A 25,172-nucleotide genomic window follows, 5' to 3' on the forward strand; every position below is an offset into this window, starting at 1 on the left:
AGAGGTGAACGAACAACAGCACGGCACCACCAGGCAACACAGCAATGTCACCGTGATCGGACTCGGCCCGATGGGCCAGGCGATGACCCGTACCCTCCTCGCCGCCGGCCACCCGGTCACCGTCTGGAACCGCACCGCCGGCCGGGCCGACGGCGTCGTCGCCGACGGAGCGGTCCTCGTACCGACACCCCGCGAGGCGGTCGAGGCAAGTGACCTCGTGATCCTCAGCCTCACCGACTACCAGGCGATGTACGACATCCTCGACAGCGCCACCGCGTCGCTCGCCGGCCGGACGCTGGTCAACCTGAGCTCCGACACCCCTGACCGCTCACGCGAAGCGGCATCCTGGGCGTCGGCCCACGGCGCCACCTTCCTCACCGGTGGTGTCATGGTCCCGGCACCGATGGTCGGCACGGACGCGGCCCACGTCTACTACAGCGGCCCCACCGAGGCGATGGAGAGCCACCGGCCGACACTGGCGCTGCTCGGCGCACCGAAGTATCTGGGCGTGGATCCGGGTCTCGCCCAGATGATGTACCAAGCCCAGCTCACGGTATTCCTCACCACCTTGTCCGCACTGATGCACGCCACCGCGATGCTGGGCACCGCGGGAATGACGGCGAAGGAAGCACTGCCGGAGTTGCTCTCCTCCGCCGACTCGATCGGCGCCATCCTCAGGGCCGGCGAAGCGACCCCCGGCACCGCGCTGGACGCCGGAGAACACCCCGGCGGCCTCAGCACGGTCACCATGATGGGCGCGACATCCGACCACATCGTCGAAACCAGCACGTCACTCGGCCTCGACCCCGCGCTCCCCCTGGCCGTCCAGGCCCACTACCGCCGCGCCATCGACAACGGCCACGGCAGCGACAACTGGACCCGCATCATCGACAGCATCCGAAAGCCGCACTGACCCCACACGGCACCGTCGTAGAGGGGTATTTGAGGGAGCATCAGTTCGTCAGCACGACCACCAGCATCGCCAGCCAGCCCAGTGAGACGAAGACGGGAAGCAGCACCATCACGAGACCGGTCGGGGACGCCTGGAGCCACCCTGATCCCGGCTCTGTCAGCCGGCGTCCCACTATCCGCTGCCCGCCGTGCCACGCCATGTGCTCTTCCAGCTCCACGACCGTGCTCTTGCGGGTCTGCAAATAGCGGCGTCCATAGCGCAGCATGACGGCGAACGCCAGCCCGGAAACGAACCCGATCACCGTGATGACCGCTCCGACGCCGCGGGCCACTTCCCTTGACTGAGCGCCCTCTTTACCGAGGGTAAACGCCAAGGTGGCCGCGAGGCCCGCGGTGATGTAGAGGAAGTTATTGAGCTTGTTCCAGTTGAGGAGGTCCTCATGCTTGTATAAGTCGACCGCGATCTCGTATTGGGTCTGCAACATCGACTCACGCGGCTTGCGCGAGACCCACACCACGCGCAGACGGCCGTCCGGCGGTCGTAACCGTGTCAGTTCCTCGAAGCCCAGCTTCCGGTGGAATTGGCTCGACGCCTCATTGAGCGGCTCGTTGACCACCGCGGCGATCACCGGGTTGGCCGTCCAGCGCTCCAGCACATGGTGGTACAGGCGTGACGCGACGCCCTGCCGCGACGCGTCACGGGCCACGCACACCTGCTTGATCACCAGGAAGCTGCCGAGCGTGGTCTTGATCCGGTGGTTCAACCACTCGTCAGGTTCGATCTGGGCGTCGCTGTAGGCCAGGAGGAATCCCAGGACGTCGGTTCCCTTGACGGCCACGTAGAAGTGCTCGGCGCTCACCAGTCGCCTTTGGTACATCTCGTCGGTGTACTCCGACACCAGGAATCCGTCCCGGCTGGCCTCCACCGGGTCGATTCCGTCCAGATTCCTGGACTGTGCCAACGCGAAGATCATCGGGACATGCGCCGAAGTCGCCCGCACGATCTCGATCCCCGCTTGAGCAGGCGCGGTCACGCGCTCACCTCCCACTGAACAGGCGTTCACAGGGCTCCGCGGAAAGCCTGTCCTGACAACCCGTCGGATGCAGGAGCGCATGAAGTGGCGTCATGGCGAAGCGAATTCGGCCGGTCCCGGCTCAGGACCCGGCGCAGTCGCATCCGAGGCGTCGGCTGCTGCTCCGCCGGGCACCTGTGACCGGCCCGAGGCGTTTGCGGTGCGAGACGAACACGCCGGTGGTGATGTACGAGGTCGATGTGAAGAACCCCTCAGCGGGCCAGGTCGATCCCGGCTTCGCGCAGGAGCCGGGCGAAGGTGGTCGCGTGCTCGGGGGTGAGGGGGAGGGCCGGGAGTCGGGGAGGTCCGCTGGGGACGCCGACCAGGTCGAGGCCGGTCTTGATCGCGCTTGCGTACGGGTGCGCCTCGAGGAATTCGCAGATCGGAAAGATCTTCGTCCACTGCTCCCGTGCCTCGGCGATGTCGCCGCGGACCGCGAGGGTCTCGTAGAAGTCCGCGCACAGTTGAGGGATGACGCTCGCCGCTCCCCAGACTCCCGCCCGCGCGCCGGCGGCGATGCCGGAGAACGTGAGGGTGTCGTAGCCGTTGAGCGGCTGGATGACGTCCGCGTAGTGGTGAAGGACCGTGGCGAACTTCACCGCGTCACCCCCGGTGTCCTTGAACGACGTCACGCGGGTGCTCCGGGCGAGCTCGGCCAACCGCCCGGCCGAGATGTCCAGTCCCGTGGCGTCCGGCAGGTTGTAGAACATGATGTCGATGTCCACCGCGTCGGAGACGGCCCCGTAGTGCGCCACGACCTCCTCCCAGCCGAGAGCGCCGTAGTAGGGGGGCACGATCATGACCGCCGTCGCACCGGCGTCAGCCGCGTGCCGGGTGAGGTCGATCGTCTCGCCGGTGGTCAACGCTCCGGTGCCCACGACGACGGGCACCCGACCGTCCACAGCCCTCAGGTAGAGGTCGGCGACCTCCTTCCGCTCCGCGTTGCTGAGCGTCGTGAATTCGCCGGTGCTGCCCAAGGGCACCACGCCGTGCACGCCCGCACCGACGATGTGCTCGACCTGGCGACGGACTCCCCCGGCGTCGACGGTCGAACCGTCAGCGCGAAAGGGGGTCACCACTGCCGCGAGTATGCCGCTGAACGGCGTTGTCATCGCTCTCCTTCGTCGTTCGTCGACGGGTTCACCGGGCTCGGAAGCCGCTCGTCGTCGGCCGGGTCCCGCGTCGTAGCGCGCGCCCGCCGAGCTCGTCGGTCGGCTTTCCCCCGCGGAACGCGACGACGCCGTTGATGATCACGTGCCGCATCCCGTCGGCGTACTGGTGTGGGTGGGAGTAGGTGGCGAGGTCCCGGACCCTGTCGGGCTCGAAGATCGCGAGATCCGCGAAGGCGCCCTCGCGGATGACGCCGCGGTCGGTGAGACGCAGCGTCCGCGCGGGCAGGCTCGTCATCCGTCGGACGGCGTCCTCGATCCGCAGGACGCCGTCCCTGACGTACGGACCGAGGACGCGGGCGAAGGACCCGTAGGCCCGCGGATGCGTCGGGGCGTCGGTGTACGGCGGAGAGGCCGTCCACGCTTCGGCGTCGGAACAGACCGAGACCCATGGGCTCCGCAGGGCGAGACGGACGTTCTCCTCCGTCATCTCGAACAGCGCGATGATCATCTGCGAGTCCGCCACGACGATGTCCAGAAGCGTGTCGAGCGGATCCGCGTCACCGCGCCGCGTCGCGACCTGCGCGAGTGTCATGCCGTTCCACTCGGAGGTGTTGCCGCCCAGGAGCAGGATTCCGTCAGCGCCGCCCGCGCTCTTGTAGCAGTTGTCCCAGTCGGCGCCCGGGGCCCGGATGGCCTCCTTGACCGTTTCCCGGAAGTCCTCATGCGCGAGCTTGCCGCGCAAAGCGTCCGGGCCGCCGTCGTGGAATCGTGGGGGGACGCACGCGTCCAGGCCGGTAGCGCCCGCCTCGTACGGATAGACGTTGGCCGTGACGGCGAGGCCGCCGGCCCTGGCTTCCTCGATGCGCTGGATCGCGGAGGCCATCAGGGGCCAGTTGTCCCGGCCTGCCGCCTTCAGGTGGTAGACCTCGGCCCGCGCTCCCGACCTCTCGGCGATCCCGATGAGCTCGTCCAGGCTTTCGAGCAGGGAGTCGGACTCGTTGCGGATGTGCGAGATGTAGAGCGCGTCGTGCTCGGCGAGCACTTCCGCGAAGGCGGTCAGCTCCTCGGTCGAGGCGTACATGCCCGGGGCGTAGATGAGAGCGGAGCCCAGACCCAGCGCGCCGTCCGCCAGTTCTTCGTCGAGGAGCCGGCGGGCGGCGGCCAGCTCGTCAGGCGTCAGCGGACGGTCTTGCTGACCGGCGAAGGCCATGCGGAGGTTGTCCGCCCCGACGAAGCTCGCGACATTCGGTCCGACGCCCGCGTCGGCCATGTGGTTCAGGAAGTCGTTGATCCGCGGCCATTCATGCCGGACGTGGGTCCGCTCGGCGTAGTCCTTGGCGATGGCGCGCATCCGGCCCTCCACGGGGCCGAGCGAGTAGCCTTCGCCGAACACCTCGGTCGTGACGCCCTGGTAGAGGTCGGAGAGACCTCGGGGGTCACGCTGGAGCGACTCGTAGGCCTGGCTGAGCACGTTGATGAAGCCGGGCGCGACCAACGCGCCGGCGGCGTCCACCTCGGGCACGTCGGTGTCGGGGACCTCGCCGACGAGAACGATCCGGTCACCCCGGACCAGTACGTCCGCACGCCTGAGCGGTGCGCCGGTGCCGTCGGCGACAAGGCCGCCGCGCACCACCAGATCACTACGCATCCCGACTCCCCTCCTGGGCCCTCATCGTCTTGCGCGTCTTCCCGCGGGCGAACCGCTGCGCCGAGAACGGCCCGGTACGACCGTCGTCCCCCGAGGCGATCGCCTCTGCGAGGTGCACTCCGGCGGCCGGTGAGATCGTCATGCCGAGCATCTGGTACCCGGTGGCGGCGAACACGTTCGAGTCCGGCGCGAGCCTGCCGATCAGGGGGAGGCCGTCAGGAGCCACGGGGCGCAGGCCCGACCAGGCGGCCGACTCGTCGGTCCACGGCCCGAGGAGGGCCTGAGCCGAGCGCCGCATCGCCCTGACGCGCCGTGGGGGGATGCGGGTCGGTGAGTTGGTGAAGTCCATCGCCCCGGCGACGCGAAGCGTGCCGCCCATCGGCGAGATCGCCAGGTGCGTGTCGAGGGTCTGGATCGCCTGCCTCGGCATCCGCCCCGGCCGGACGTCGAAGCTGTAGCCCTTGCCGCCGATCACCGGAAGGGGATGGCCGATCGAGCGTGCCAGCGCGGTGGTGTTCACTCCCGCCGCGAGAACCACGTGGTCGGCCTCGTACGTACCGCGGTTCGTGCGCACCGCTCGCACCCGTCCGCCTTGCGCGTGGAGGTGCTCGACGGGCTCGTGCTCGCGGATCTCGACACCTGCGGCGACCACCTTCTCGATCAGCGCCGCCATGTAGGCGTGGGGAACGATCTGCCAGTGGTTGCCGATCAACGCTGCCGCCTGGCCTCGTGGCACCGTGGGGTCCAGGTCCTGGACCGCGCCGCCCGTCAGGACCTCTGTCGTGGTTCCCTGCCCGAACTTGGCCAGCGGCGCGATCTTCTCGATGAAGTGCTCGATGTCCGCGGGGTTCTTGGAGACGGTCAGGAGACCGGTCTTGTCGAAGTGCTCGTCGAGGCCGAGCCGTTCGATGAGTTTGAAGGACGGGTACCCGAGCGTGGACAACGCCGCCAGCCCGTCGGAGTACGACCGGTCGTTGCAGTAGCGCGCGAACGTCGCGATCCAGGGTCCGAGGCGCAGGAGGGCCGCGGGCGAGAAGTGGAGCGCGGAATCACGCCGGGTCAGGTCCTTGAGGCCGTGCATGATGATGCCGGGCTCGGGCACCGGCCCGGCCTGGGCGGGGCATATCCAGCCCGCGTTGCCCCAGGACGCGCCGGCCGCCGCGGCACCGGCGTCGAGCACCGTCACGCGCATTCCGACCTCGGTCAGCGCCCAAGCCGTCCACAAGCCGGCGGCGCCGGCGCCAACGACCACGCAATGCTCGCCATTCACCACTATCGGCAGCCCTTCCACTCGTGTGCGTCAGTTGCTCAAGGAGGGACTTTGCCAAGGCTTCCGGACGCGTTGTTCGTTCATTCGGACCAGAAAGCCGGATGATCATGTCGGCCCGGACAGACGGGCCGGGCGCGGCGCGCCGCGGCGAACCGGCGGATTTCGCCGCGGATCGCGCGCGGATCGGTCGGTCAGACCTCGGTCGACACGGGTGCGTCGATCCAGTCGGCGTCCGACCGGGGGATCGACCGCAGCAGTTTGATCGTGTACGGATCGGTCGGATGGTCCAGGATCTGGTCCACCGGACCGGATTCGACGAGCCGTCCGCGGTACATGATGCAGACGCGCTCGGTGATCTGCCGCAGCATCGAGAGGTCGTGCGTGATGAAGACGAAACCGACTCCGCGTTCGCGCTGGAGCGTCGCGAAGAGGTTGATGATCTGGGCTCGCACCGAGACGTCCAGGGCGGAGACGGGTTCGTCGCAGACCAGGAGCCGTGGGTTGACGGCTAGGGCCCTGGCGATCGCGACGCGCTGACGCTCTCCGCCGGAGAGGGCCGACGGCCTGCGTTGCGCGTACGAGGCCGGAAGACCGACCGTCTTCAACAGGTCGGCCACCGCGCCCGAAGCGTGCTTGGTGGCGCTCTCGTGCGACCTGATCGCCTCGGACAGTGCCGAGCCGATGCTCCGCATCGGGTTGAGGCTCGCGTAGGGGTCCTGGAAGACCATCTGCACGGTTCCGCGGAGGCGACGGAGATCCGCCGCGCTCAGCCGCGACCAGTCGTGCGCGGGAATGCCGTCGATCATGATGTCGCCGCTGGTGCACCGCTCGAGTCCCAGCAGCGTGCGAGCGAGGGTGGTCTTGCCGGAACCGGACTCCCCCACGACGGCGACGCTCTCCCCCTGGTTCACCTGTAGCGACACCCCGGCGAGCGCGTGGACGGTGCGCTGCCCGACGCGGAACTCCTTACGCAGGTCCCGGATGTCGATCAGCGGCCGCTCCGCCCGTACGTCTCGCACCGGAGCCTCCACGACGTCGATCCTGGCCCGCTTCGCCGCCATGTCGGAACTGATCTCCGGCAGGCGGACACAGGCCGAATACCGCAGGTCGGCGACCTCGATCAGTGGCGGCGGTCCCTGGCGGCACTGGTCCGTGACCCACTCGCACCGGGTGGCGAAGGCACAGCAGCCCGTGGTCTCCCGGGCCTTGGGGACCGACCCCGGGATGGAGGGGAGTTCGGCGACCCGACGGTCGACCGACGGTTCGGCCAGCAACAAGCCCTGGGTATACGGGTGCAGCGGCTTGGTCTCCAGGTCGGAGCCGGGCGCGACCTCGATGAGCGATCCGCCGTACATCACGTAGACGCGGTCGCACATCGCGAAGGCCACCCGCAGATCGTGCGTGATCAGTACGACGCTCATTCCGCGCGACTTCTGGACACCGCGCAGGAGGGTGAGCATCTCCTTCTGGGTCGTGACGTCCAGAGCCGTCGTCGGTTCGTCCGCGATCAGGATCTTCGGGTCGCGGGCGAGCGACGCGGCCACAGCGACGCGCTGACGCATGCCTCCGGAGAGCTGGAACGGGTACCGATCCGCTACCGAGGGGTCGGTGAGTCCGACCTCGGCGAGCCGGCGGTTGACCTCCGCCCTGCGTTCGGACCGCGGCGGGCGCCGACGGCCCTCCCAGATCAGCGACTCCTCGATGATGCGCCCGCAGCGGAACACGGGGTTGAGCATCGTGAACGGGTCCTGGAGTACGAGCCCGATTTCCCGTCCTCTGACGTGACTCCACTCGCGTTCTGACAGCTCCAGCAGATTGCGGCCGTCGTACTCGACCTCGCCGCGCGCGACGAGCGATCCGGGCAGGAGACCCATGATGGCGCGGGCGGTCATGGTCTTGCCGCTTCCGGACTCGCCCACGATCCCGATCGTCTCTCCCGCGGACAGGTCGAGTCCGAACGACGTCACGATCGGGTGGGTACCGTCGGGACCGACCGCGTCAACGCCGAGGGCGCGCACTTTCAGGACCGTGTCCGAGGTCATCCCTCGCGTCATGCGGTCCGACTGTTCGGGGGCCATTACTTGCTTCCTCCACGACTCGAGAGCGCCTCGTACATCCAGTCGCCGATGATGTTCATCGAGATCGCCGTCGCCACGATCATGACGCCGGGCCCGAGCGCCGCCGCGGGGTTCTCGAAGAGCAGGCTGGTTCCGTCCTTGAGCATGAGACCCCAGTCCGGCGAACCGGCGTCGACCCCGAATCCGAGGAACGACAGTCCTGAGAGCGTCACGATGGCGCCGGCGAAGGTCAGGAACGCGTTGGCGACGGCGGTCGCGGAGACGTTGGGCCAGATGTGGAAGAGCATGATCCGTCGGTTCGACAGGCCCAGCGCACGCGCGGCTTCCACGTAGGGCAGGAGCGCCTGCTCCAGTGTCGCGCCTCGGATGACGCGTGTGTCGAAGGGGATCGTCAGCACGAGAAGGAGCGCCACCGCCATCCAATAGCCGCCGCCGAACGCACCGGCGACAACCACGATGACGAGAAGTCCGGGGAGCGCCCACATGAAGTCGACCCAGCGCATGACGACCGCGTCGACGGCACCTCTCTTGTACCCGCTCCACAGACCCAGCAGGTTGCCGATCAGCATGGAGCCGACGGTGATGACCAGCCGGCCGATGAACGCGGTGCGTGTTCCGGCGATCAGTCTGGAGAAGACGTCCCGGCCGAGTTCGTCCGTGCCGAGCCAGTGCCCGGCGCTGGGCGAGGCGAGGACGTCCGAGACGTTCTGGGCGCCGGGGTCCTGGGGGGCCAGGACCGATCCGAGGACGGTCATGACGACGACCCCGACCACGATCACCAGGCAGGCCAGTACGGTCCAGGACGGGCGCGCCGAGCGACGCGTGGGCCTGGCGGGATCTTCGAGCTGCGGGACTGCGGCACTCATGCGGTCGGCCTTCCGTGCCTGATGCGTGGATCCGCGGCCAGGTAGAGCATGTCTGCCGCCAGGTTCGCGAACATGATCAGCGCGGCCACCAGCAGCGCGATGGCCTGGAGTGTGGGGAGGTCCTGGCTCGACGCGGACCGCACGAGCAGGTCGCCGATCCCCGGGATCGAGAAGGTGACCTCGACGAGGACCGCTCCGGTGGCCAAGGACGCGAGCAGGGGCACGCTGACCGTGATCACGGGGATCATGCCGTTGCGCAGCGCGTAGAACAGGAACACCCGGCGGGACGACATCCCGCGTGCCCGGGCGAAGGTCACGTAGTCCTGGTCGAGCACCTTGATCATCACGGCCCGCGTGTGTTTGACGATGAGCGCGACGCCGGAGATCGCGAGCGCGAGCGCCGGGAGGGTGAGGTGCCACAGTTTGTCGACGAAACCGCTGCCGGCCCCGAAGACCGGGAACCATCCGAAAAGGACCCCGAACACGTAGAGCAGGGCCACGGCGCCCACGAAGACCGGTGTGCTGAATCCGACGATCACCGACGCCACGATCCCGCGGTCGACGAACGTCGACTTCTTCACCGCCGCGGCCAGCCCCAGGGGGATTCCGATGAGCATGGTCAGCAGATAGGCCACGCCCGCGAGGAGCAGGGAATTCGGCAGCCGCGCCTTGATCTCGTCCGTGACCGGAAGCGTCGAGACCGACGAGTTTCCGAAATCGAACCGGACGGCGTCCTTCAACCAGATCCAGTACTGGGTGAGGAACGGGTCGTTCAGGTGGTACTGCTGCCGGAGCAGCTCCTCTGTCTCGGGAGTCCGCCTCCGGGTGCCGAGCAGATTGCTCACGGCGTCGCCGGGCGTGATGTACAGCAGAGAGAAGATGACGAACGAGATCAGGACCAGCATCGCGGCGCACACCAGGACCCGACTCAGCACTAGGAAGAAAATTGCTCGTGTTTGCATCGCTGCCTTTTTCTCGTTGGGGCTCGCGGCCCACGCGGCCGGCGTCACCGCGGCCGCGTGGCACCGTCACGACGCGGGCTTGACCTGCGCCACCCACGCGGCCGGACCGTAGGCCGAGGAGAACGGGTTCAGCTCGGGCCACGTGAAGGTGTCCGACAGCGCCAGGACGTTCTCACCGAGGTAGAGCGGGATGTAGGGAACGTCCTGCGCGGCGAGCTTGTCCAGGGCGGAGTACGCCTGGAACCGTCCCGCCCGGTCGGCCGTGGAGATCCCCGCGTTGACCAGCTTGTCGGCCTCCGGATTGCTGTACGCGGCGTAGTTCGCGTAGGCGATGTCCGCCTGCGAGCTGTCGAGGAGATAGCTGGCCGTGGTGTTCGGCTCCTCCGAGCAGTCAAGTCGCTGGATCGTGAGCTGGATCTTCTTCTTGGCCGCTCCTTCGCCGACGCGCTGGGTGTACTGGGCCTCGGAGAGGACCTTGACGTCCAGCTCGATGCCGGCCTTCGCCACCATTCCGGCGATGGCCTGAGCGATCTTGGGGCGGATTCCGTCGTCGGGAACCTCGAAGGTTCCCTTGACGCTGCCCGGGTGGCTCGACTTCGCGATCTCTTCCTTCGCCTTGGACACATCGAACGCGTAGGGCGGGAGCGAGCCGATCATGGTGTCGATGTCCGCTTTGTCGGCCACCTTGGCCAGGACCTGGGCCGGGAACAGGCTGTCATAGGTGACGGCGCCGTCGCCTTCGGCGGCGGCGAGGCCCTTGCGGTCCAACGCGTAGGCGAAGGCGCGCCGGACGTGCACGTCGTCCCACGGGGCGACCTGGGTGTTCAGTGACATGAACGTCTGCTTGCACCCGGGGACCTTCACCAGTTTCGCCTTGGAGCTGGCGGCGAAGGCTCGCGGGTCCGCGAGCGGGTACGCGGCGTCGAGCTGGCCGGACCGGTAGGCGAGCGCGGCGCTCGTCACGGTCTTGAAGGGCTTGACCGACACCCTCTGGATCGCCGGCTTGCCTCCCCACCAGTCCGGGTTGGCGGTGAGGTCCGCGCCTTCGGTCGGGTTCAGCCGGTCGAGCCGGTACGGCCCGGTCGCCATGGTCAGCGTGCCCGGCTTGCCGAAGTCGGCCTTGTGCTCGTCGTAGAACTTCTTCTGGAAGATGCTCGCTCCCACGCTGGCGAGGAGCGACAGGACGCTGGAATCAGCCTGCTTGAGCGTGACGACGACGGTGTTCGCGTCCCTGGCGGTCACGTCCTTCACGTTCACGAACAGCGACTCGTACGGGGACGGCGCCAGGCGCTCGTAGTCCAGCGAGGCGACCACGTCAGCGGACGTCATCTCGGTGCCGTCCCAGAACGTGACGCCCTTGCGCAGGTGGAAGATGTACGTGCGCGGGTCCGGGGTGTCCCACGACTCCGCGAGCCCCGGGGCCAGCTGGCCCTTCGGGTCGGCGGTGAGCAGGGCGTCGTAGACCGTGGCGAGAAGGTTGTTGCCCGAGGTCAGCGTGAGCGGGTCGATGCTGTCGAGGCTGTCCGCGACGATGCCCCACCGCAGGAGGTCCGCCCTGCCGCCGGTCGCTCCCGGCTTCTCGGCGCCGTTGCAGGCAGCCAGTAGCGCTGCCAAGCAGACAACGGTGGCGCTGACCGCCACGAGTCTGATGGACCGTTTACGCTTCATGACCCGTCCTCCTCGGGCCAGAGGTCCAGCCCCCAGCCGGTTGTGTGCCGCCCGTGTGATCAGGCTCACGGGTTTGGATGAGGCTATGGCCGTCGAACGGCGCGGACCTGGTGACGATCCGCCCAATTTTCCGCCTGGAATCGTTCAATGTAACGAAGGCGCACAACGGCCCGGCCACGCCTCGGTTTCGGTCAACGAACGGAGGCCGCGCGTTCGTTCGTTCTTCCCAAGACGCGTGGCGGAGCGTCCCGTAGACTCCGGCGGATATGAGCGAGACGTCCAAACCGCAGCGTGCGAGCTTGTCGAGGATCCTCAATGACCTCGGCGGTACGTTCCTCGACGTGGTCGTCGCCGACGTGAGTGCCCACGAGCAGGTCGGGGCCGTCGTCGTCCACGACCACGGACAGAACCACACGCTCCTGCCCAAGGCGCTGGTCCTCGGCATCGGGGTGTACGGCGCGTCCGACATCGCGGAGCTGCTGCGCGTTCTCGGGACACAGAGCGCCGCGGCCCTGATCGTGCGGGCGCCCGTGGACCGCGAGCCAGAGGTGCTCAACGCCGCCCGCGACGCGGGCGTCGCCCTGCTCGCGCTGGCGGAGAACGCGGACTGGCTTCAGCTCGCGGACATGCTCCGGACCATCGTGGCCCAGGACGATGTCGGGGACGAGGTGACGAGCACCCTGGGCGGTGTCGCCGCGGGCGACCTCTTCGCCCTCGCCAACGCCGTGGCGGCACTGATCGACGCGCCGGTCACCATCGAGGACCGCCGGTACCGCGTGCTGGCGTTCTCGGGACGGCAGGACGAGGCCGACGCCGCTCGCATCCGGACCATCCTCGACCGCCAGGTGCCCGAGGTCTACCTCCGCGAGGACGAGGACCGGGGGGTGTTCAAGGCCCTCTACCAAACGGAGGAGCCGCTGTACATCGAGGCCTCCAAGATCAGCGAGAACGAGATCCCGCGCCTGGCCATCGCGGTGCGTGCCGGTGACGAGATCCTGGGATCGATCTGGGCGGCGGTCACCGGACCGCCGTCCACCGAGCGGTCGCAGGCCCTGGCCGACGCCGCGAAGCTCGTCGCCCTCCACCTGCTGCGCCGACGAGCCGGAGCCGACGTCGACCACCGCCTGCGCTCCGACCTGGTGGCCACCGCCCTCGAAGGCGGGCCCAAAGCCGCGCACGCGCTCGGCCGCCTCGGGCTGCTCGGGAAGACCGTCAATGTCGTCGCCATGGACATCGTCGACCACGGCGACGGACAGACCGATCCCTCCCGGCAGGCGAGGGAACGCCAGCAGTTGGCGGACGCGTTCGCGATGCACCTCACCTCGGTCGCGCCGCGGTCGGCGACGGCCCTGCTCGGCGACGTGTCGTACGGGCTGGTCTCGCTCACCGGGGACGCCGACCAGAACGAGCAGCGCGCCAAGCGGCTCGCGGCCGACTTCCTGAAGCGGACGGGGACGCGGGTGCCGGCCGTCATCGGCATCGGCACCGCGATCAGCGACCCGATCCGCTTGAACGAGTCGCGGACGCGGGCCGACCGTGCGCTGCGCGTACTGCGTACGCGAGGGACGGCGGGCACCGCGGCCACGATGTCAGAGGTGCACATAGACGCGCTGGTGCTGGAGCTCCAGGACTTGTCCTTGGCACGCCATGACCCGGTGACCGGCCCGTTGAGCCTGATCCTCGAGTACGACGAGCGGCGCAACGGCAGCCTCCTGGCAACTCTCAAGTGCTGGCTGAACGCCTTCGGCGACATCCACGCCGCCGCGGCCTCGGCCGGTGTGCACCACAACACGTTCCGCTACCGGCTCAAGCGGCTCAGCGAGGTCGGGAAGATCGACCTGGAGAACCCGGACGAGAGATTCGCGTTGATGCTCCAGATGCGTCTGATGAACCCCGCCGTCGAGTGATTCGCCGCGTCACGGCGAGGCGGTCGCCTGAGTGGCGACCACGTGCGCGGCCAGTGCTCCGGCGACGCTGACGAAGTCGTAGATCTCGTCGACGGTGGCGCACCGGATCCGCACGGTGTACTCCGACGAGCGCTCGGCCGTCGGAATCATGGCGATCAGATCAGCGCTCGTCGACAGCTTCAGGTCGATCTCCACCACCAGGTCGTGAGGGACGACCGGCGGCCGGATCGACGAATCCGCCACGGCTCGCGCCGCGCCTTCCCGGATGTGCGCCCTGGCGGTGGCCGGGGAGAGGGCGTCGGCCGAGTTGTAGGAGAGGTAGCGCTTGACCTCGACGCGGTGGACCGCCTCGACTCCGGCGAGACCGGCCGAACAGGTCCGGTCGTCTCCGGTGATGAGCTTCACCGGGACTCCGAACCGGCCGGCGTAGAGGGCGTTGACGTCTGCCTCGGACGCGGCCCGACCGTTGAGCCGGAGTTCCGACCAGAATCCGGTGAACGTGTGTGAGAGCACTCCGGGCGCTCCCGCGGCCGCGTGGTAGCCGATGAAGAGGGCCGCGTCGAAGTCGCCGTGCAGGCCGTGCACCATGCCGCAGGTACGGGGGCTGCCGTTGACGAGACGTGCACGCGGGTCCAGCAGGGCGGGCAGGATGTTGTCCATCGGCCCGTGGCTGTCCGCCACCACCACGTGGGTGGCTCCCGCGTCGAACGCCCCCGCCACAGCGGCGTTGGCCTCCTCGGTCATGAGCTCCTGGCCGCGTGCGTAGGTCCGGTGCCCGGGGACGGTGTTGTGCAGCCGCGAAACACCCGCGACTCCCTCCATGTCCACGCTGATGTAGACAGAACCGGCCATGGGACCGTCCCTTCTTCCTTGGTCTGACCCGGCCGTTCACCGGGTGGTTGCCAGCCGAACCGGGGGCGGCTTGCCTCAGGTCGCCGATGGGAAGGCCGCGAGGAGTGCGTCCGGCTCGAGCCCGTACGCCGTGAAGCCGCGCGCACCAGTCATCGTGGGAGCGGCGAGCATCGCGTTGATGATCGATTCCTCGGTGGCCTCGACGACGGCGCGGAACAGGTCGTCCAAGGCTTGGTGCGGAACCGCGGAATGGGGCGCCACCAGCGGGTGACCGCCCGCGTAGCCCTCGGTGGGCACGTTCTGCGGCGCCGTGGAGAAGGCGAGCATGATGTCACCGCTCGAGTCCTGGATGCCGCCGCCGACCCGGCCGATGCCGATGCTCGCCCTGGTGGCCAGCCGACGGCACTGGCCGGGCAGCAGCGGAGCGTCCGTCGCCACGATCACGATGATCGAACCCGAGCCGGGCGGCATGGGCGGGTCTCCGCCCGGCTGGGTCCGGGCCGGCAGCGGGACGTGTGCCAGGCGCGCGTCACGGCCCACGGGCCGGCCGTCGACCCTGAAGTCGGGGCGGGTCCCGTGGTTCGCCTGGACGAGCACACCCACGGTCCAGCCGCCCGCGGACGCGTCGAGACGACGCGACGCCGTTCCGATCCCGCCCTTGAACCCGTGGCAGACCATGCCGGTTCCCCCTCCGACACTCCCCTCCTCGACGTCGGCGGACGCCGACTCGTAGGCCGCTCGGACGTGTTCGCCGGTGACGAACTGGGCGTTCCCGCTGTTGAAGGCGAGGTCCGCGGTCTCGCCCACCACCGGCAGGGAGAAGGCGTTGCGGAAGGTGTCGTGCGCCGTTTCGATCGCGACCAGGCTGTCCCTGACGACGCCGACGCTGTGGGTGCCCGTGAGGGCCACGTCGGTCGTGAGCAGACCGCTCTCGCGAACCCACTCGAGACCTGTCATCTCACCGTTGCCGTTGAGCGTGGCGCAGCCCGCGAACAACGGATGTGTCCTGACGTGTCCCGGCCGTGGACGGATCACGGTCACGCCGGTACGGGCGATGACGTCGTCGTCGCGGATGACGGTGGCGTGACCGACGGTGACGCCGGAGACGTCGCTGATGGCGTTGCGGGGTCCTGAGGGAAGAATCCCGATCTCGATGCCGAGGTCACGGAGCCTGGTCATGGTTCTCCATTCGGTGGAGGGGGAGCTCGATCCTGCTGGGCAGGCGGGGCCCGTGGAAGACGGAGTGCGTACCGCGTTCGGCCTCCGTCGCACCGAGGTAGTCGGCGGAGCCGAGGTTGATCGCGTAGAGCGGGAAGAGACTGGAGGTCACCACGAGGCGCAGGGCGTGCCCCGGCTGGAGCTCGTGCGCCACGTCCGTCATCGCGATCCTGTAGCCGACCGGCACACCTGTCCGGAACGCGGGCACCGATCCCGCGCGCACGACCCCGTGTGCCAGGTGAACCGTTCTCGTCTCGCCCGGGAACACGTCCTCGAGGGACACCATCCAGTCCGCGTCATCGCGATCGGTCCCGGCGAACAGATGGACCACCGGCGTGCCGCGGACGAGTGTGGGAACGTCGACGGTCGCCGCCGTGTACGTGAGCGTGTCGTCGCGGCTGGTCGCGAACGATGTCTCAAGGGTGAATCCCGCTGGGCCGGTCCGTGAGAAGGACCCGTGATCCGGCTGCCACGGAACGGGATTCCCGGGATCGTGGACGAAGTGATCGGCCGCCTCGCGCGGCGTCGCGTCGCGCGTCAGTCGTCCGTCCCCGATCCGGGTGTTCGCCCGCCCTTCGGAGGTCAGCCACAAGGTCTCGACCTCGTCGGCCACCGGCCACCGGTCGAGGTCTTCCCAGGCGTTGCGGCCCGTGACGAAGACGCGCACGGGGGCGGGAGCCCAGGACGACGGGTCGTCCCGCAGGTGGTGGTCGAACCACTCGAGGAGCAGTTCGTCGGGGTCGACGACGGAACGGGGCCCCCATTCGACCCCGCCGACAACGCTCACCGGTCTCCGGGTTCCGGCTGAGTCCCACGGGCCGACGACCAGCGAGTGCTCCCCTCCGGCGGAGGAGACGGTCTCCCAGTGCGCCATCGTGGCGCCCAGCCCGCTGTCCCACCGGCCGGAGACCAGGAGGGTCGGCGCGCTCGCATTCGTCCCGCCGCCCACAGCCAGGCTGCTCCAGTACGGGTCCTGGGGGGCGAGGTGGGCGAGCCAGTCGGGCCACGGCGCGTCCGGTCTGCCCAGCGCTTCGTGCATACCGGCCAGCGGCCTGCTGCTGAAGACCGACTTCCAGGGCGGCGCGTCGACGGGTCCTCGTACCCGGCCACCGACGAGGTGCATCCAGAACAACCAGTCCAGTCGCACGGCACCGCCCCGCGACGGCAGGCCCTCGGCCGCGGCGAACGGGGACCACACGGCGAGCGCGTCCACCGGAGCCGCCGACGCGGCGGCGAGCGCCGCGAACCCGGCGTAGCCCGCGCCGAAGCAGCCGAGGCGGCCGTTGGACCCGGGAAGGTCACGGGCCCACGTGACGATGTCGGCGCCGTCTGCGGCCTCGTGGAGGAACGGCTCGAAATCCCCGTCCGAGTCACCCCGGCCGCGCACGTCACCCGCGACCACGATGTATCCGCGCGCGGCAAGGAGCTTGAAGCGGTCCGAGGGGACCTGCGGCGCCGTGCTCGCAGGAGGCTTCTGGTCCGCGCGGTTGTTGTCGTACGGCGTGCGGGTGACGAGGACCGGGTGATCACCGGGGACGGGCGGCATGTAGACGTCGACGGACAGGTCGACCCCGTCGCTCGCCTCGACCCGTACGTCGAAGCGGGAGCGCACACGGGAGACATCGGTGAACCTCATACCGCTCCCCCGCTGTTCTCGACGGGCAGGACGAGCCGCGAGGGGTGCTCCGGGCCGTGGTGAACGGTCACGCTCACCACGCGTGAATCCACGGCGTCGGCCCAGGGCTCCCCGGTGCCGAGGTTGCGTGAGAAGGCGGGGAACGCGCCCGCGGTCACCGCGAGCGCGATGCGGTGCCCCGGCAGGAAGGTGTGGTGGAGCCAGACCAGCGGGATGCGCAGGCCGACGATCTCCCCGGGGCTGACGGGCGGTGAGCCGGGCCCGGACCGCATCGAGATCCGCTGTAGCCCGCACGACCCGAGTTCGCTGCCGACGAGCATCATCCGGCCGTCGGGATGGACGTCGAGCAGCAGGACGCTCAGGTCCGCGTCGGGCGCGTCCAGCGAGACGAAGACGTCCAGCTCGGCCTGGCCGCTCACGTGGACGGGCTCGTCCAGGGCCGGACCCGGGTAGACGAGGACGTCGGGGCGGCGCAGCAGGTAGCGATGGTCGTGGGGCGGGTCGCTCCAGGCGAACAGGTCGAGGTTGGTGAAGTCCCTGGCCGGGTTCTCCGGGTCGAAGACGTACGTGTCGCGGGCGGCTTTCTCCGGAGTCCGCGTGAGCCGGCCGTTTCCGCTCAGTGTGCGGGCGTCGCCGCCGCTGGCCAGGTACCAACTCGTCGGCTCGACCGCGGCGGACGGCCACTCGTCCAGGTCTTCCCACCGCATCGTCCCGGTCCGGAAGACCCGGCACGGGTGGGCATCAGCGGGTTCGTCGTCGTCCCTGAGGTGCCGTGCGAGGAAGCGCTCGACGTGTCCGACGGTGTCCATGACCGACGAGGAGACATCCAGTCCTCCCAGCACCGGGCTCGGCGACCGGTTCCCTCCGTGGTCCCAGGCTCCGATCAGGAGCTGGGCCCTGGCGCCCGCGGGCGACCGCGCCAGCCGGGCCCACGTCGCCATCGTGGTCTGGTCGTCCCACCAGCCGACGGTGACGAGCACGGGCAGGTCGAGGTTCGCCCAGTCGTCGTCGCTGAGCACGAACGCCTCGCCGAGGTAGTCGATCTCCCCGTCCACGTACTTGGGCCACCACCGTCCACCGGTGCCGACCTGCTCGTGGAGGGTGCGCAGCGGCAGGTGCCTGATGTTGTGCCCCCATGAGGGAGCGCCGTAGTGCTGTTGGGTACGTCCGGTCACCTGGTGGAACCACCAGCTCCAGTAGAGGTGCGGGACACCGGTGTTGAAGCTCGGCCGCGGGCCGAGGCCGGCGACTCCAATGGCCATCGGCGCGATGCACCGCAGGTGCGGCGGCCGGGCCCGAGCGGTCCACCACTGGGTGAGACCTTCGTAGCTGAGCCCGACCATGCCGACCCGGCCCGTGCACCAGGTCTGGTCGGCGACCCACTCGATGCTGTCGTAGCCGTCGTCGCTGTCCTGGACGAAGGGCTGGAAGTCACCGCCGGAGTCGCCGCGTCCGCGCATGTCGATCATGACGTAGGCGTAACCGGCGGCGACGAGCCGCCGCATCCAGATTCCCGGCTTGCGGTTGTACGGGGTTCGTGTCACCACGGCCGGGAACGGGCCGTCACCGGCCGGGACCATGATGTCGGCGGCCAGCTCGACGCCGTCGCGCATCGGGATCCGGCAGTTCCACAGGGCTCGGACCTCTCTCGTGCTCCCCCTCAGCGCGGGCATCAGAACGCCTTGGCGTACGCGTTCAGTGCCTGCTGGCCGCCGAGATGCGCGTACAGCACGTTCGAGTCCTTCGGGATGTCGCCGTCGCGGATCAGGTCGATGAGGCCCGCCATCGACTTGCCTTCGTAGACGGGGTCGATGATGATCCCCTCCGTCTTGCCGGTGAGGCGGATCGCGTCGAGGGTCGACCGCACCGGGACCCCGTACTCGTCTCCGGCCCAGCCGGGGAGCACGGTGATCTCGTCGTCCCGCAGGTCACGCCTCAGCCCGATGAGATCCGCGGTGTTCCGGGCGATCCGACCGACCTGGTCGACCGTCTTGTCGAGGGTGGCCGAGGCGTCGATGCCGATGACCCGGCGGGGTCGGCCGCCCGCGTCTTCGAGTGCCGCGAAGCCCGCGATCATGCCCGCGTGCGTCGAACCGGTGACGGTGCAGACCACGACGGTGTCGAAGAAGGTGTCGAGCTCCTGCTCCTGCCGGGCCACCTCGTACGCCCAGTTGGCGAAGCCGAGACCGCCGAGGCGGTGGTCGGACGCGCCGGCGGGGATGCCGTAGGGCTTGCCGCCGCGCTTCTCCACGTCGTCGAGGGCCTGCCGCCACGAGTCACGGAAGCCGATGTCGAAACCGGCGGGGTCGAGTCGTACCTCTGCTCCCATCACCCGGCTGAGCAGGATGTTGCCGACTTCGGTGCTCAGCGGATCGGTCCAGGAAGGCACCCAGTTCTCCTGGACCAGGACGCACTCCAGCCCGAGGTGGGCGGCGACCGCGGCGACCTGCCGGGTGTGGTTGGACTGGTGGCCCCCGATCGACACCAGCGTGTCGGCCCCTTGGGCCAGCACGTCGGGAATGAGGTACTCCAGTTTGCGGGTCTTGTTACCGCCGTAGGCCAGCCCGGAGTTGCAGTCCTCCCGCTTCATCCAGATCGAGGCACCGCCGAGGTGGGCGCTCAGACGTGGGAGCGGGTGCACCGGACTGGGGCCGAAGGTGAGCGGGTGGCGGGCGAAGTCCTCGATGGACACAGCGCGTTCTCCTTCGCGGATTGGCGATCGACGACGAGGCCGTCAAGGTGCCTCGAGCGATCAAACTGTCACTCCCCCGGCGGCCTCGTTTCGTGAATGAGACCGAACCTCGGGCGGGGATTGGTGCGGGTTCACCACACAAGGACCTGCGGCGCGGGAAGTCTTCTAGCTGTTGCGCCCTCGCGCGGCGACGGCCCAGGGGCGCAGGCCGCCTCCCTCGTCGATCCATAGCCGCTCGGCCAGGTTGACGGCCGCGCAGCAGTGGTTGGGCACCACCGCGACCTGGCTCCCCAGCGGAGGCAACGGGGCGCCGCCCAGGTCCACGACGGCGTGGTGCTCGGAGACGAGAACGATCCGGGCGTCCGGGTGGTCGAGCAGACGTCCTCCTCCGGTGTTGAAGGCAGCCTTGTCGGCGGCGAGCACCTTGCTGCCGGAGTCCAGGACCGCACGGCCTCCGGCGTGGCTGACGACCGTCGCACGACAGGTCAGCGCGACGTCATCGGGATGCGTCGTCCCCAGCTCCCACTGCTGCGCGTCCCCGAAGACGTAGACGCCGGGGCGCACCTCGGTGACCGCCTCTGGCCGGGTGTCGGCCAGGCTCGGCGTCGATCCGCCGCTGACCACCGCGACCTCGATTCCGGCGTCCTCCACGGCCGCGCGCGCGACCGAGAGCGCTCGTGCCTCGTCTGCGGCGGCCGTCGCCCCGGCGTCCATGGCGTAGCTGTGTCCCGGAAACGTGAAGACTCCCGCGACCTTGGCACCCGAGAGCGCGGCGGCGGTCGCGACCAGGCCCGCGTCCGAGGGGCGGCAACCACTGCGGTGGTGACCGCAGTCCACTTCGATGACCACCTCCACGCCGAGGCGGCCGACCAGGTGACCCGCCCGGGCGGCGCCCTCGGCCGAGTCCACGCCGATCGCGATGCGGGCCCTGTCCGCCAGAGCGCCGAGCCGGCCGGCCGCCTGGCCGTCGATGTGCAGGGGGTAGGCGATGAAGAAGTCGGTCACGCCGCTGTCCGCGAAGACTTCCGCCTCACCGATCGTCGCCACCGTCAGTCCGACGGCGCCGGCCGCGATCTGGCGCCGGGCGATCCGGGGCGACTTGTGGGACTTGGCGTGCGGGCGGAGCGCGAGGTCGTTCGTCGCGGCCCACTGTGCGACTCGCCGGATGTTCCGGTCGAGCCGATCCAGGTCGACGTGCAGGTAGGGGGTGTTGGGCATGGCCGAATCCTCCTCGCCGCTCCGACGGCGTGATTGGTGAGTGGCGCCGAAGACAAGCGGCGCTCTTCGTACGGCCGGACAACGAATCCAGGGCAGCGGCCCGGCACACTGTCCGATATGACGACACCAAGGGTGGACCGACGGGAGTTCCAGCAGCGCCTGGACGATCTCGCGAATCGGTACGGCGTCCCGGGGGCGGCGGCCGGCGTGCTGGTCGACGGGAGGACCACGGTCGTCGCCACCGGGATCGCAAAGCTGGGTACGACCGTTCCGGTGACGACGGACTCGGTGTTCCTGCTCGCCTCCATCACCAAGGTGTGGACCGCGACGCTCGTCCTCCAGCTCGTGGACGAGGGGCTGGTCGACCTGTCCTCGCCGGTGAATCACTACCTGACGCCGCCGCTGCGGCTGGAGGACGAGGAGGTGGCGCGCACCGTCACCGTCGGACAACTGCTCTCGCACTCCGGCGGGTTCTTCGGCGATGCCGCCGAGCCGGACGTCCGGAGCGACGACGCCGTCGAGAAGATCGTTGAAAGCTACAGCGGCCTGGCTCAGCTGCACCGGCCGGGAGCGGTGTTCTCCTACTCCAACTCCGGGTACAACGTGCTGGGCCGGCTCATCGAGTGCGTGACCGGATCGACCTGGGACGAGGCGTTGCGGACGCGCCTCATCGAACCGTTGGGGCTCGGCAGCACCTCGACGCTTCCCGAGGAGACCATGACGAGACCGCTCGTGGTCGGCCACGTGCCGGCGGCGCCGGGGTCGTACGATCTCACGCCGGTCTCGACCTGGCTCGACCCCAGGACGTCGGGGCCGTGCGGGGGGACGCTGGCGGCAACCCCGGCCGACCTCCTGGCGTTCGCCCGGCACCACCTCGAGGACGGTCTGGCGCCTTCGGGCGCGCGACTCATGAGTCCGCGGACCGCGCGGACCATGCGGGAGCCCCACATCGCGCAGCCGGATCCGAGCCGGGGTCCCGCGTGGGGCTGGGGATGGTCGATCGAGCGTCTCGAGCCGCGGATCGTCGGCCACATCGGGAGCACCTGCGGTCAGCAGTCCCGGCTGGTCCTGGCGCCCGACCACGGCGTCGCCGTCTGCGTCATGGCGAGCGGTGACATCCAGGGCATGGGTGACGAGCTGGTGTCCGAGCTGTTGCGGGAGCTGGTCGGCGTCGGCCTGCCGACCACGCCGGGCCCGGTCGACGCGGACATCGACGTCACGCCGTACGTCGGGCGGTTCCGGATGAGCGACGAGGCGACGATCGACGTACGGGCGGAGGCATCGGGTCTCATCGCGTCCTTCACGACGAGCGGCCGGTGGGCAGACTTCCACGGGGACTTCTCGACGCCGATGACCTACGCGGGCGGAACGACGTTCCTCATGTCGATGCCGCCCGTGACCGAGCAGGTGGCGGCCACCTTCCTCTGGGCGGACGGGCCCGGCGGACCCGCGACCCACCTCGCGTCGCAGATGCGGGTCGCTCCCCGGTCGGAAGCCTCTTCGCGGTGACGGCCCCGGTCGGAGTCCTCTGCGCCGTGATGGCCGGCGGTACGCGGGCCGCGCGGCGGCCGGGCGGTCCGGCGCGCCCCGGACGTCGTCGTCCGTGTCATCCCACCCCGTCGCGGCGCGTACACCGCGCGCGTCCACCGCATGTCTGCGAGGCAATCCGATGACCGTGACCTCCTCTTCCGTGGCATCGGCGGCTCCCGCGGAGGAGGTGCTGCGAGAGATCGCCCGCAAGGTGCTCTGGATCGCCACGTCGATCGTCGACGCGGCGAACCGCGGCCGTCCCAACGCCAGTGGCGTCAAGGTCGGGGGCCATCAATCGTCCAGCGCCTCGATGGTCGACATCATGGTCTCGCTCTGGTTCGCCGAGCTGACCCGGAACGACCGGGTGTCGGTCAAGCCGCACGCGTCCCCCGTACTCCACGCGATCAATTACCTCATCGGCGACCTTGACGCCAAGTACCTCACGACACTTCGCTCCAAGGGCGGGTTGCAGTCCTACCCCAGTCGGCTCAAGGATCCCGACACCGTGGATTTCTCCACCGGCTCGGTCGGCATCGGGGCGACTGCCGCGCTCTGGGCGGCCATGTCCCACCGCTATCTGACCTCGCACTTCGACTCCACGCCCGAGGCAGGCCGCTTCATCAGCCTTCTCGGGGACGCCGAGCTCGACGAGGGCGCGGTCTGGGAGGCCGTCGCGGACCCCTCCACGGCGAAGATGGGCGAATTGCTGTGGGTCGTCGACCTGAACCGCCAGTCGCTCGACCGCATCGTGCCCGACGTCCAGATCCACCGCCTCATGGGCATGTTCGAGGCAGCCGGGTGGCAGGTGATCACGCTCAAGTGGGGGCGGAAGGTCAGCGCGCTCTTCGACCGTCCCGGAGGGGACGACCTGCGTACGCGGCTGGAGACGATGCCCAACGAGGAGTACCAGCGCCTCCTGCGTGTCGACGCCGAGCAGATCGCCGACCGGATCGTCGGCGACGACGGGTCCGAAGCGCTGCGCGAGCTACTGCGGTCGGTACCCTCCGACCAACTCGCGGTGGCCCTGCGGGACCTGGGCGGGCACGACATCGGCCTGTTGCTCGACACCTTCGCCCACGTGGATCCGGATCGGCCGACGGTCGTCTTCGCCTACACGGTGAAGGGGCGCGGCCTGCCTACGGAAGGGCATCCGAACAACCACTCGGTCTTGCTCACCGACGTCCAGATGGTGGCGCTCGCCGAGTCGGTCGGCGCGAACCCGGCCGACCCGTGGCGACGGTTCCAGGACGGGTCCTTCGCGGCGACGCTGTGCGCGGAGCGCGGGCACGCCCTGCGGCGGCGCGCCGCTGTCACGAATCCTCGGCCCGACGCCGTTCCCGCCGCCTTGTCCCGGAAGCACCGCGCTCCGGTCTCGACCCAGGCGGCTCTGGGTCGTTTTCTCACCGATCTGACCCGCGAGGCACCGGAAGTGGCGCGCCGTGTGGTGACCTGTAGTCCGGACGTCGCGTCCTCGACCAACCTCGGCGGCTGGATCAACAAGACGGGGGTCTGGTCGGTCGCGGACCGACCGGACTGGTTCGCCGATGACCCCGAACGGGTTCTCAAATGGTCCGAGGGCGCCGGTGGTCAGCACATCGAGCTCGGTATCGCCGAGGTCAACCTGGTGAGCCTGCTCAGCGAGCTCGGTTCGACCTGGTCGCGGTGGGCCGAGCGGCTGGTCCCGATCGCCACCATCTACGACCCGTTTCTCTCACGAGCCCTGGAACCCTGGTCCTGCGGCATCTACGCCGGTGGTCAGTCGATCATCGTCGGCACGCCGTCGGGCGTCACCCTCGCTCCCGAGGGAGGAGCGCACCAGTCGATCACGACTCCGTCGATCGGCTTGCAGCAGCCGGGCTGCGTCGCGTGGGAGCCGGCGTTCGCCCAGGACCTCGAGTGGTGCTTCCTGGACGCGATCGACCACGTGGGTGTCCCCGGCGGGACGTCGGCGTACTTCCGGCTCTCGACCCGCCCGGTGGACCAAGCGCTTGCCCGCTTGCCCGAGGACCCTCTCCTGCTGGAGCGCCGCCGACGCCATGCCGTTGCCGGCGGCTACCGCCTGACCGATCATCCCCTCGCGGACGAGCGGGTCACCCTGGTCGGGGTGGGAGCGATCATGCCTGAGGTCGTGGCGGCGGCCGATGCCCTGACCGGGCTCGGTGTGACCGCCGGCATCGTGTGCCTGACGAGCCCGGACCTCATCTTCCGGTCCGCGCAAGGCAAGGGGAGCGATATCGCCTCGGCTCTCTTTCCCTCGGAGAGCCCTGCCCCCTTGCTCACCGTCATGGACGGCCACCCCCACACGCTTGCCTTCCTCGCGGGGCTGCGCGGTGACCGGACCAAAAACCTCGGCGTCACCGAGTTCGGCCAGTCGTCCGCCCTCCAAGACGCCTACAGGATTCACGGGATCGACACAGCGACGATCGTCGATGTCGCGCTCAGCCTGACCGGCCGCTGAGCCGGGGACTCCTCTGGGCGGACGGCTGCCGGCGGGCCGTATTTCAGAAGGACTTGAGAAGTTGGCGTGGAA

18 protein-coding genes are annotated in these 25,172 nt (G+C 69.3%); 4 read left to right on the forward strand and 14 right to left on the reverse strand.

Annotated elements, in window-relative coordinates; all coding sequences use genetic code 11:
• The first annotated feature begins 4 nt into the window (after positions 1-4).
• Positions 5-913, forward strand: coding sequence for an NAD(P)-binding domain-containing protein (locus ACFY9V_RS23525; RefSeq protein WP_391162743.1), 909 nt, complete (start codon positions 5-7; stop codon positions 911-913).
• Positions 914-953: 40 nt separating this feature from the next.
• On the opposite strand, the gene ACFY9V_RS23530 is transcribed toward ACFY9V_RS23525, so the two are convergent.
• The 8 genes from ACFY9V_RS23530 to ACFY9V_RS23565 all read right to left on the reverse strand — a co-directional run bounded on the left by ACFY9V_RS23530 (position 954) and on the right by ACFY9V_RS23565 (position 11,535).
• On the reverse strand, positions 954-1,946 hold the full coding sequence (locus tag ACFY9V_RS23530; protein ID WP_391162745.1) for a GNAT family N-acetyltransferase: 993 nt from the start codon (positions 1,944-1,946) through the stop codon (positions 954-956).
• Between the two features lie 251 nt (positions 1,947-2,197).
• A complete protein-coding gene (locus ACFY9V_RS23535) occupies positions 2,198-3,097 on the reverse strand; it encodes a dihydrodipicolinate synthase family protein (protein WP_391162747.1) in 900 nt (299 codons plus the stop codon).
• Positions 3,098-3,125: 28 nt separating this feature from the next.
• Positions 3,126-4,745 (reverse strand): amidohydrolase family protein, encoded by a 1,620-nt coding sequence (locus ACFY9V_RS23540; RefSeq protein ID WP_391162749.1) that lies wholly within the window; start codon positions 4,743-4,745, stop codon positions 3,126-3,128.
• A complete protein-coding gene (locus ACFY9V_RS23545; RefSeq protein ID WP_391162751.1) occupies positions 4,738-6,036 on the reverse strand; it encodes an FAD-dependent oxidoreductase in 1,299 nt (432 codons plus the stop codon). Before ACFY9V_RS23545 ends, ACFY9V_RS23540 begins: the two co-directional genes overlap by 8 nt.
• Before the next feature lie 170 nt (positions 6,037-6,206).
• Entirely contained in the window at positions 6,207-8,057 is a 1,851-nt protein-coding gene (locus ACFY9V_RS23550; RefSeq protein WP_391162753.1) for a dipeptide ABC transporter ATP-binding protein, read from the reverse strand.
• Positions 8,058-8,092: 35 nt separating this feature from the next.
• Positions 8,093-8,959, reverse strand: coding sequence for an ABC transporter permease subunit (locus tag ACFY9V_RS23555; RefSeq protein WP_391162755.1), 867 nt, complete (start codon positions 8,957-8,959; stop codon positions 8,093-8,095).
• The gene (locus ACFY9V_RS23560) at positions 8,956-9,969 is read right to left on the reverse strand and encodes an ABC transporter permease (protein ID WP_355335172.1); all 1,014 of its coding nucleotides are present in this window, start codon (positions 9,967-9,969) and stop codon (positions 8,956-8,958) included. The genes ACFY9V_RS23555 and ACFY9V_RS23560 overlap by 4 nt, the downstream gene beginning before the upstream one ends.
• 18 nt (positions 9,970-9,987) lie before the next feature.
• Positions 9,988-11,535, reverse strand: a complete 1,548-nt coding sequence (locus tag ACFY9V_RS23565) for an ABC transporter substrate-binding protein (protein WP_391048016.1) — start codon at positions 11,533-11,535, stop codon at positions 9,988-9,990.
• A 320-nt stretch (positions 11,536-11,855) separates the two neighbouring features.
• On the opposite strand from ACFY9V_RS23565, the gene ACFY9V_RS23570 reads away from it, so the two are divergent.
• The gene (locus ACFY9V_RS23570) at positions 11,856-13,496 is read left to right on the forward strand and encodes a helix-turn-helix domain-containing protein (RefSeq protein ID WP_355335176.1); all 1,641 of its coding nucleotides are present in this window, start codon (positions 11,856-11,858) and stop codon (positions 13,494-13,496) included.
• A gap of 9 nt (positions 13,497-13,505) precedes the next feature.
• Here the strand turns inward: ACFY9V_RS23570 and ACFY9V_RS23575 are convergent, their stop codons facing one another.
• The 6 genes from ACFY9V_RS23575 to ACFY9V_RS23600 form a co-directional block, all read right to left on the reverse strand.
• Positions 13,506-14,348 carry a M55 family metallopeptidase gene (locus ACFY9V_RS23575; RefSeq protein ID WP_391162758.1) on the reverse strand — a complete coding sequence of 281 codons (843 nt, stop codon included), beginning with the start codon at positions 14,346-14,348 and terminating at the stop codon, positions 13,506-13,508.
• 75 nt (positions 14,349-14,423) lie between these two features.
• On the reverse strand, positions 14,424-15,527 hold the full coding sequence (locus ACFY9V_RS23580; protein WP_391162760.1) for a P1 family peptidase: 1,104 nt from the start codon (positions 15,525-15,527) through the stop codon (positions 14,424-14,426).
• Positions 15,511-17,202 (reverse strand): CocE/NonD family hydrolase, encoded by a 1,692-nt coding sequence (locus tag ACFY9V_RS23585; protein WP_391162761.1) that lies wholly within the window; start codon positions 17,200-17,202, stop codon positions 15,511-15,513. The genes ACFY9V_RS23580 and ACFY9V_RS23585 overlap by 17 nt, the downstream gene beginning before the upstream one ends.
• The gene (locus tag ACFY9V_RS23590; RefSeq protein ID WP_391162763.1) at positions 17,199-18,875 is read right to left on the reverse strand and encodes a CocE/NonD family hydrolase; all 1,677 of its coding nucleotides are present in this window, start codon (positions 18,873-18,875) and stop codon (positions 17,199-17,201) included. The genes ACFY9V_RS23585 and ACFY9V_RS23590 overlap by 4 nt, the downstream gene beginning before the upstream one ends.
• Entirely contained in the window at positions 18,875-19,894 is a 1,020-nt protein-coding gene (locus tag ACFY9V_RS23595) for a 1-aminocyclopropane-1-carboxylate deaminase (RefSeq protein WP_355335188.1), read from the reverse strand. The genes ACFY9V_RS23590 and ACFY9V_RS23595 overlap by 1 nt, the downstream gene beginning before the upstream one ends.
• 165 nt (positions 19,895-20,059) lie before the next feature.
• Positions 20,060-21,112: an alanine racemase gene (locus ACFY9V_RS23600; protein WP_391162765.1), complete on the reverse strand. Its 1,053-nt coding sequence runs from the start codon at positions 21,110-21,112 to the stop codon at positions 20,060-20,062.
• A gap of 117 nt (positions 21,113-21,229) precedes the next feature.
• Here ACFY9V_RS23600 and ACFY9V_RS23605 point away from each other — a divergent pair, with 117 nt between their 5' ends.
• Together ACFY9V_RS23605 and ACFY9V_RS23610 are read left to right on the forward strand one after the other, a co-directional pair.
• Positions 21,230-22,621, forward strand: a complete 1,392-nt coding sequence (locus tag ACFY9V_RS23605) for a serine hydrolase (RefSeq protein WP_391162767.1) — start codon at positions 21,230-21,232, stop codon at positions 22,619-22,621.
• A 160-nt stretch (positions 22,622-22,781) separates the two neighbouring features.
• The gene (locus ACFY9V_RS23610; RefSeq protein WP_391162768.1) at positions 22,782-25,100 is read left to right on the forward strand and encodes a pyruvate dehydrogenase; all 2,319 of its coding nucleotides are present in this window, start codon (positions 22,782-22,784) and stop codon (positions 25,098-25,100) included.
• The last annotated feature ends 72 nt before the right edge of the window (positions 25,101-25,172 follow it).

Source organism: Streptomyces sp. NPDC008317, assembly GCF_042955955.1.
GTDB lineage: Bacteria > Actinomycetota > Actinomycetes > Streptomycetales > Streptomycetaceae > Actinacidiphila.

What these genes read in the sequence shown, in the direction of transcription:
- ACFY9V_RS23570 (WP_355335176.1), top strand. Translation starts at nt 11,856, where the DNA reads ATGAGCGAGACGTCCAAACCGCAGCGTGCGAGCTTGTCGAGGATCCTC.
- ACFY9V_RS23555 (WP_391162755.1), bottom strand. Translation starts at nt 8,959, where the DNA reads ATGAGTGCCGCAGTCCCGCAGCTCGAAGATCCCGCCAGGCCCACGCGT.
- ACFY9V_RS23585 (WP_391162761.1), bottom strand. Translation starts at nt 17,202, where the DNA reads ATGAGGTTCACCGATGTCTCCCGTGTGCGCTCCCGCTTCGACGTACGG.
- ACFY9V_RS23610 (WP_391162768.1), top strand. Translation starts at nt 22,782, where the DNA reads ATGACCGTGACCTCCTCTTCCGTGGCATCGGCGGCTCCCGCGGAGGAG.
- ACFY9V_RS23535 (WP_391162747.1), bottom strand. Translation starts at nt 3,097, where the DNA reads ATGACAACGCCGTTCAGCGGCATACTCGCGGCAGTGGTGACCCCCTTT.
- ACFY9V_RS23590 (WP_391162763.1), bottom strand. Translation starts at nt 18,875, where the DNA reads ATGCCCGCGCTGAGGGGGAGCACGAGAGAGGTCCGAGCCCTGTGGAAC.
- ACFY9V_RS23540 (WP_391162749.1), bottom strand. Translation starts at nt 4,745, where the DNA reads ATGCGTAGTGATCTGGTGGTGCGCGGCGGCCTTGTCGCCGACGGCACC.
- ACFY9V_RS23550 (WP_391162753.1), bottom strand. Translation starts at nt 8,057, where the DNA reads ATGACCTCGGACACGGTCCTGAAAGTGCGCGCCCTCGGCGTTGACGCG.
- ACFY9V_RS23600 (WP_391162765.1), bottom strand. Translation starts at nt 21,112, where the DNA reads ATGCCCAACACCCCCTACCTGCACGTCGACCTGGATCGGCTCGACCGG.
- ACFY9V_RS23575 (WP_391162758.1), bottom strand. Translation starts at nt 14,348, where the DNA reads ATGGCCGGTTCTGTCTACATCAGCGTGGACATGGAGGGAGTCGCGGGT.
- ACFY9V_RS23580 (WP_391162760.1), bottom strand. Translation starts at nt 15,527, where the DNA reads ATGACCAGGCTCCGTGACCTCGGCATCGAGATCGGGATTCTTCCCTCA.
- ACFY9V_RS23605 (WP_391162767.1), top strand. Translation starts at nt 21,230, where the DNA reads ATGACGACACCAAGGGTGGACCGACGGGAGTTCCAGCAGCGCCTGGAC.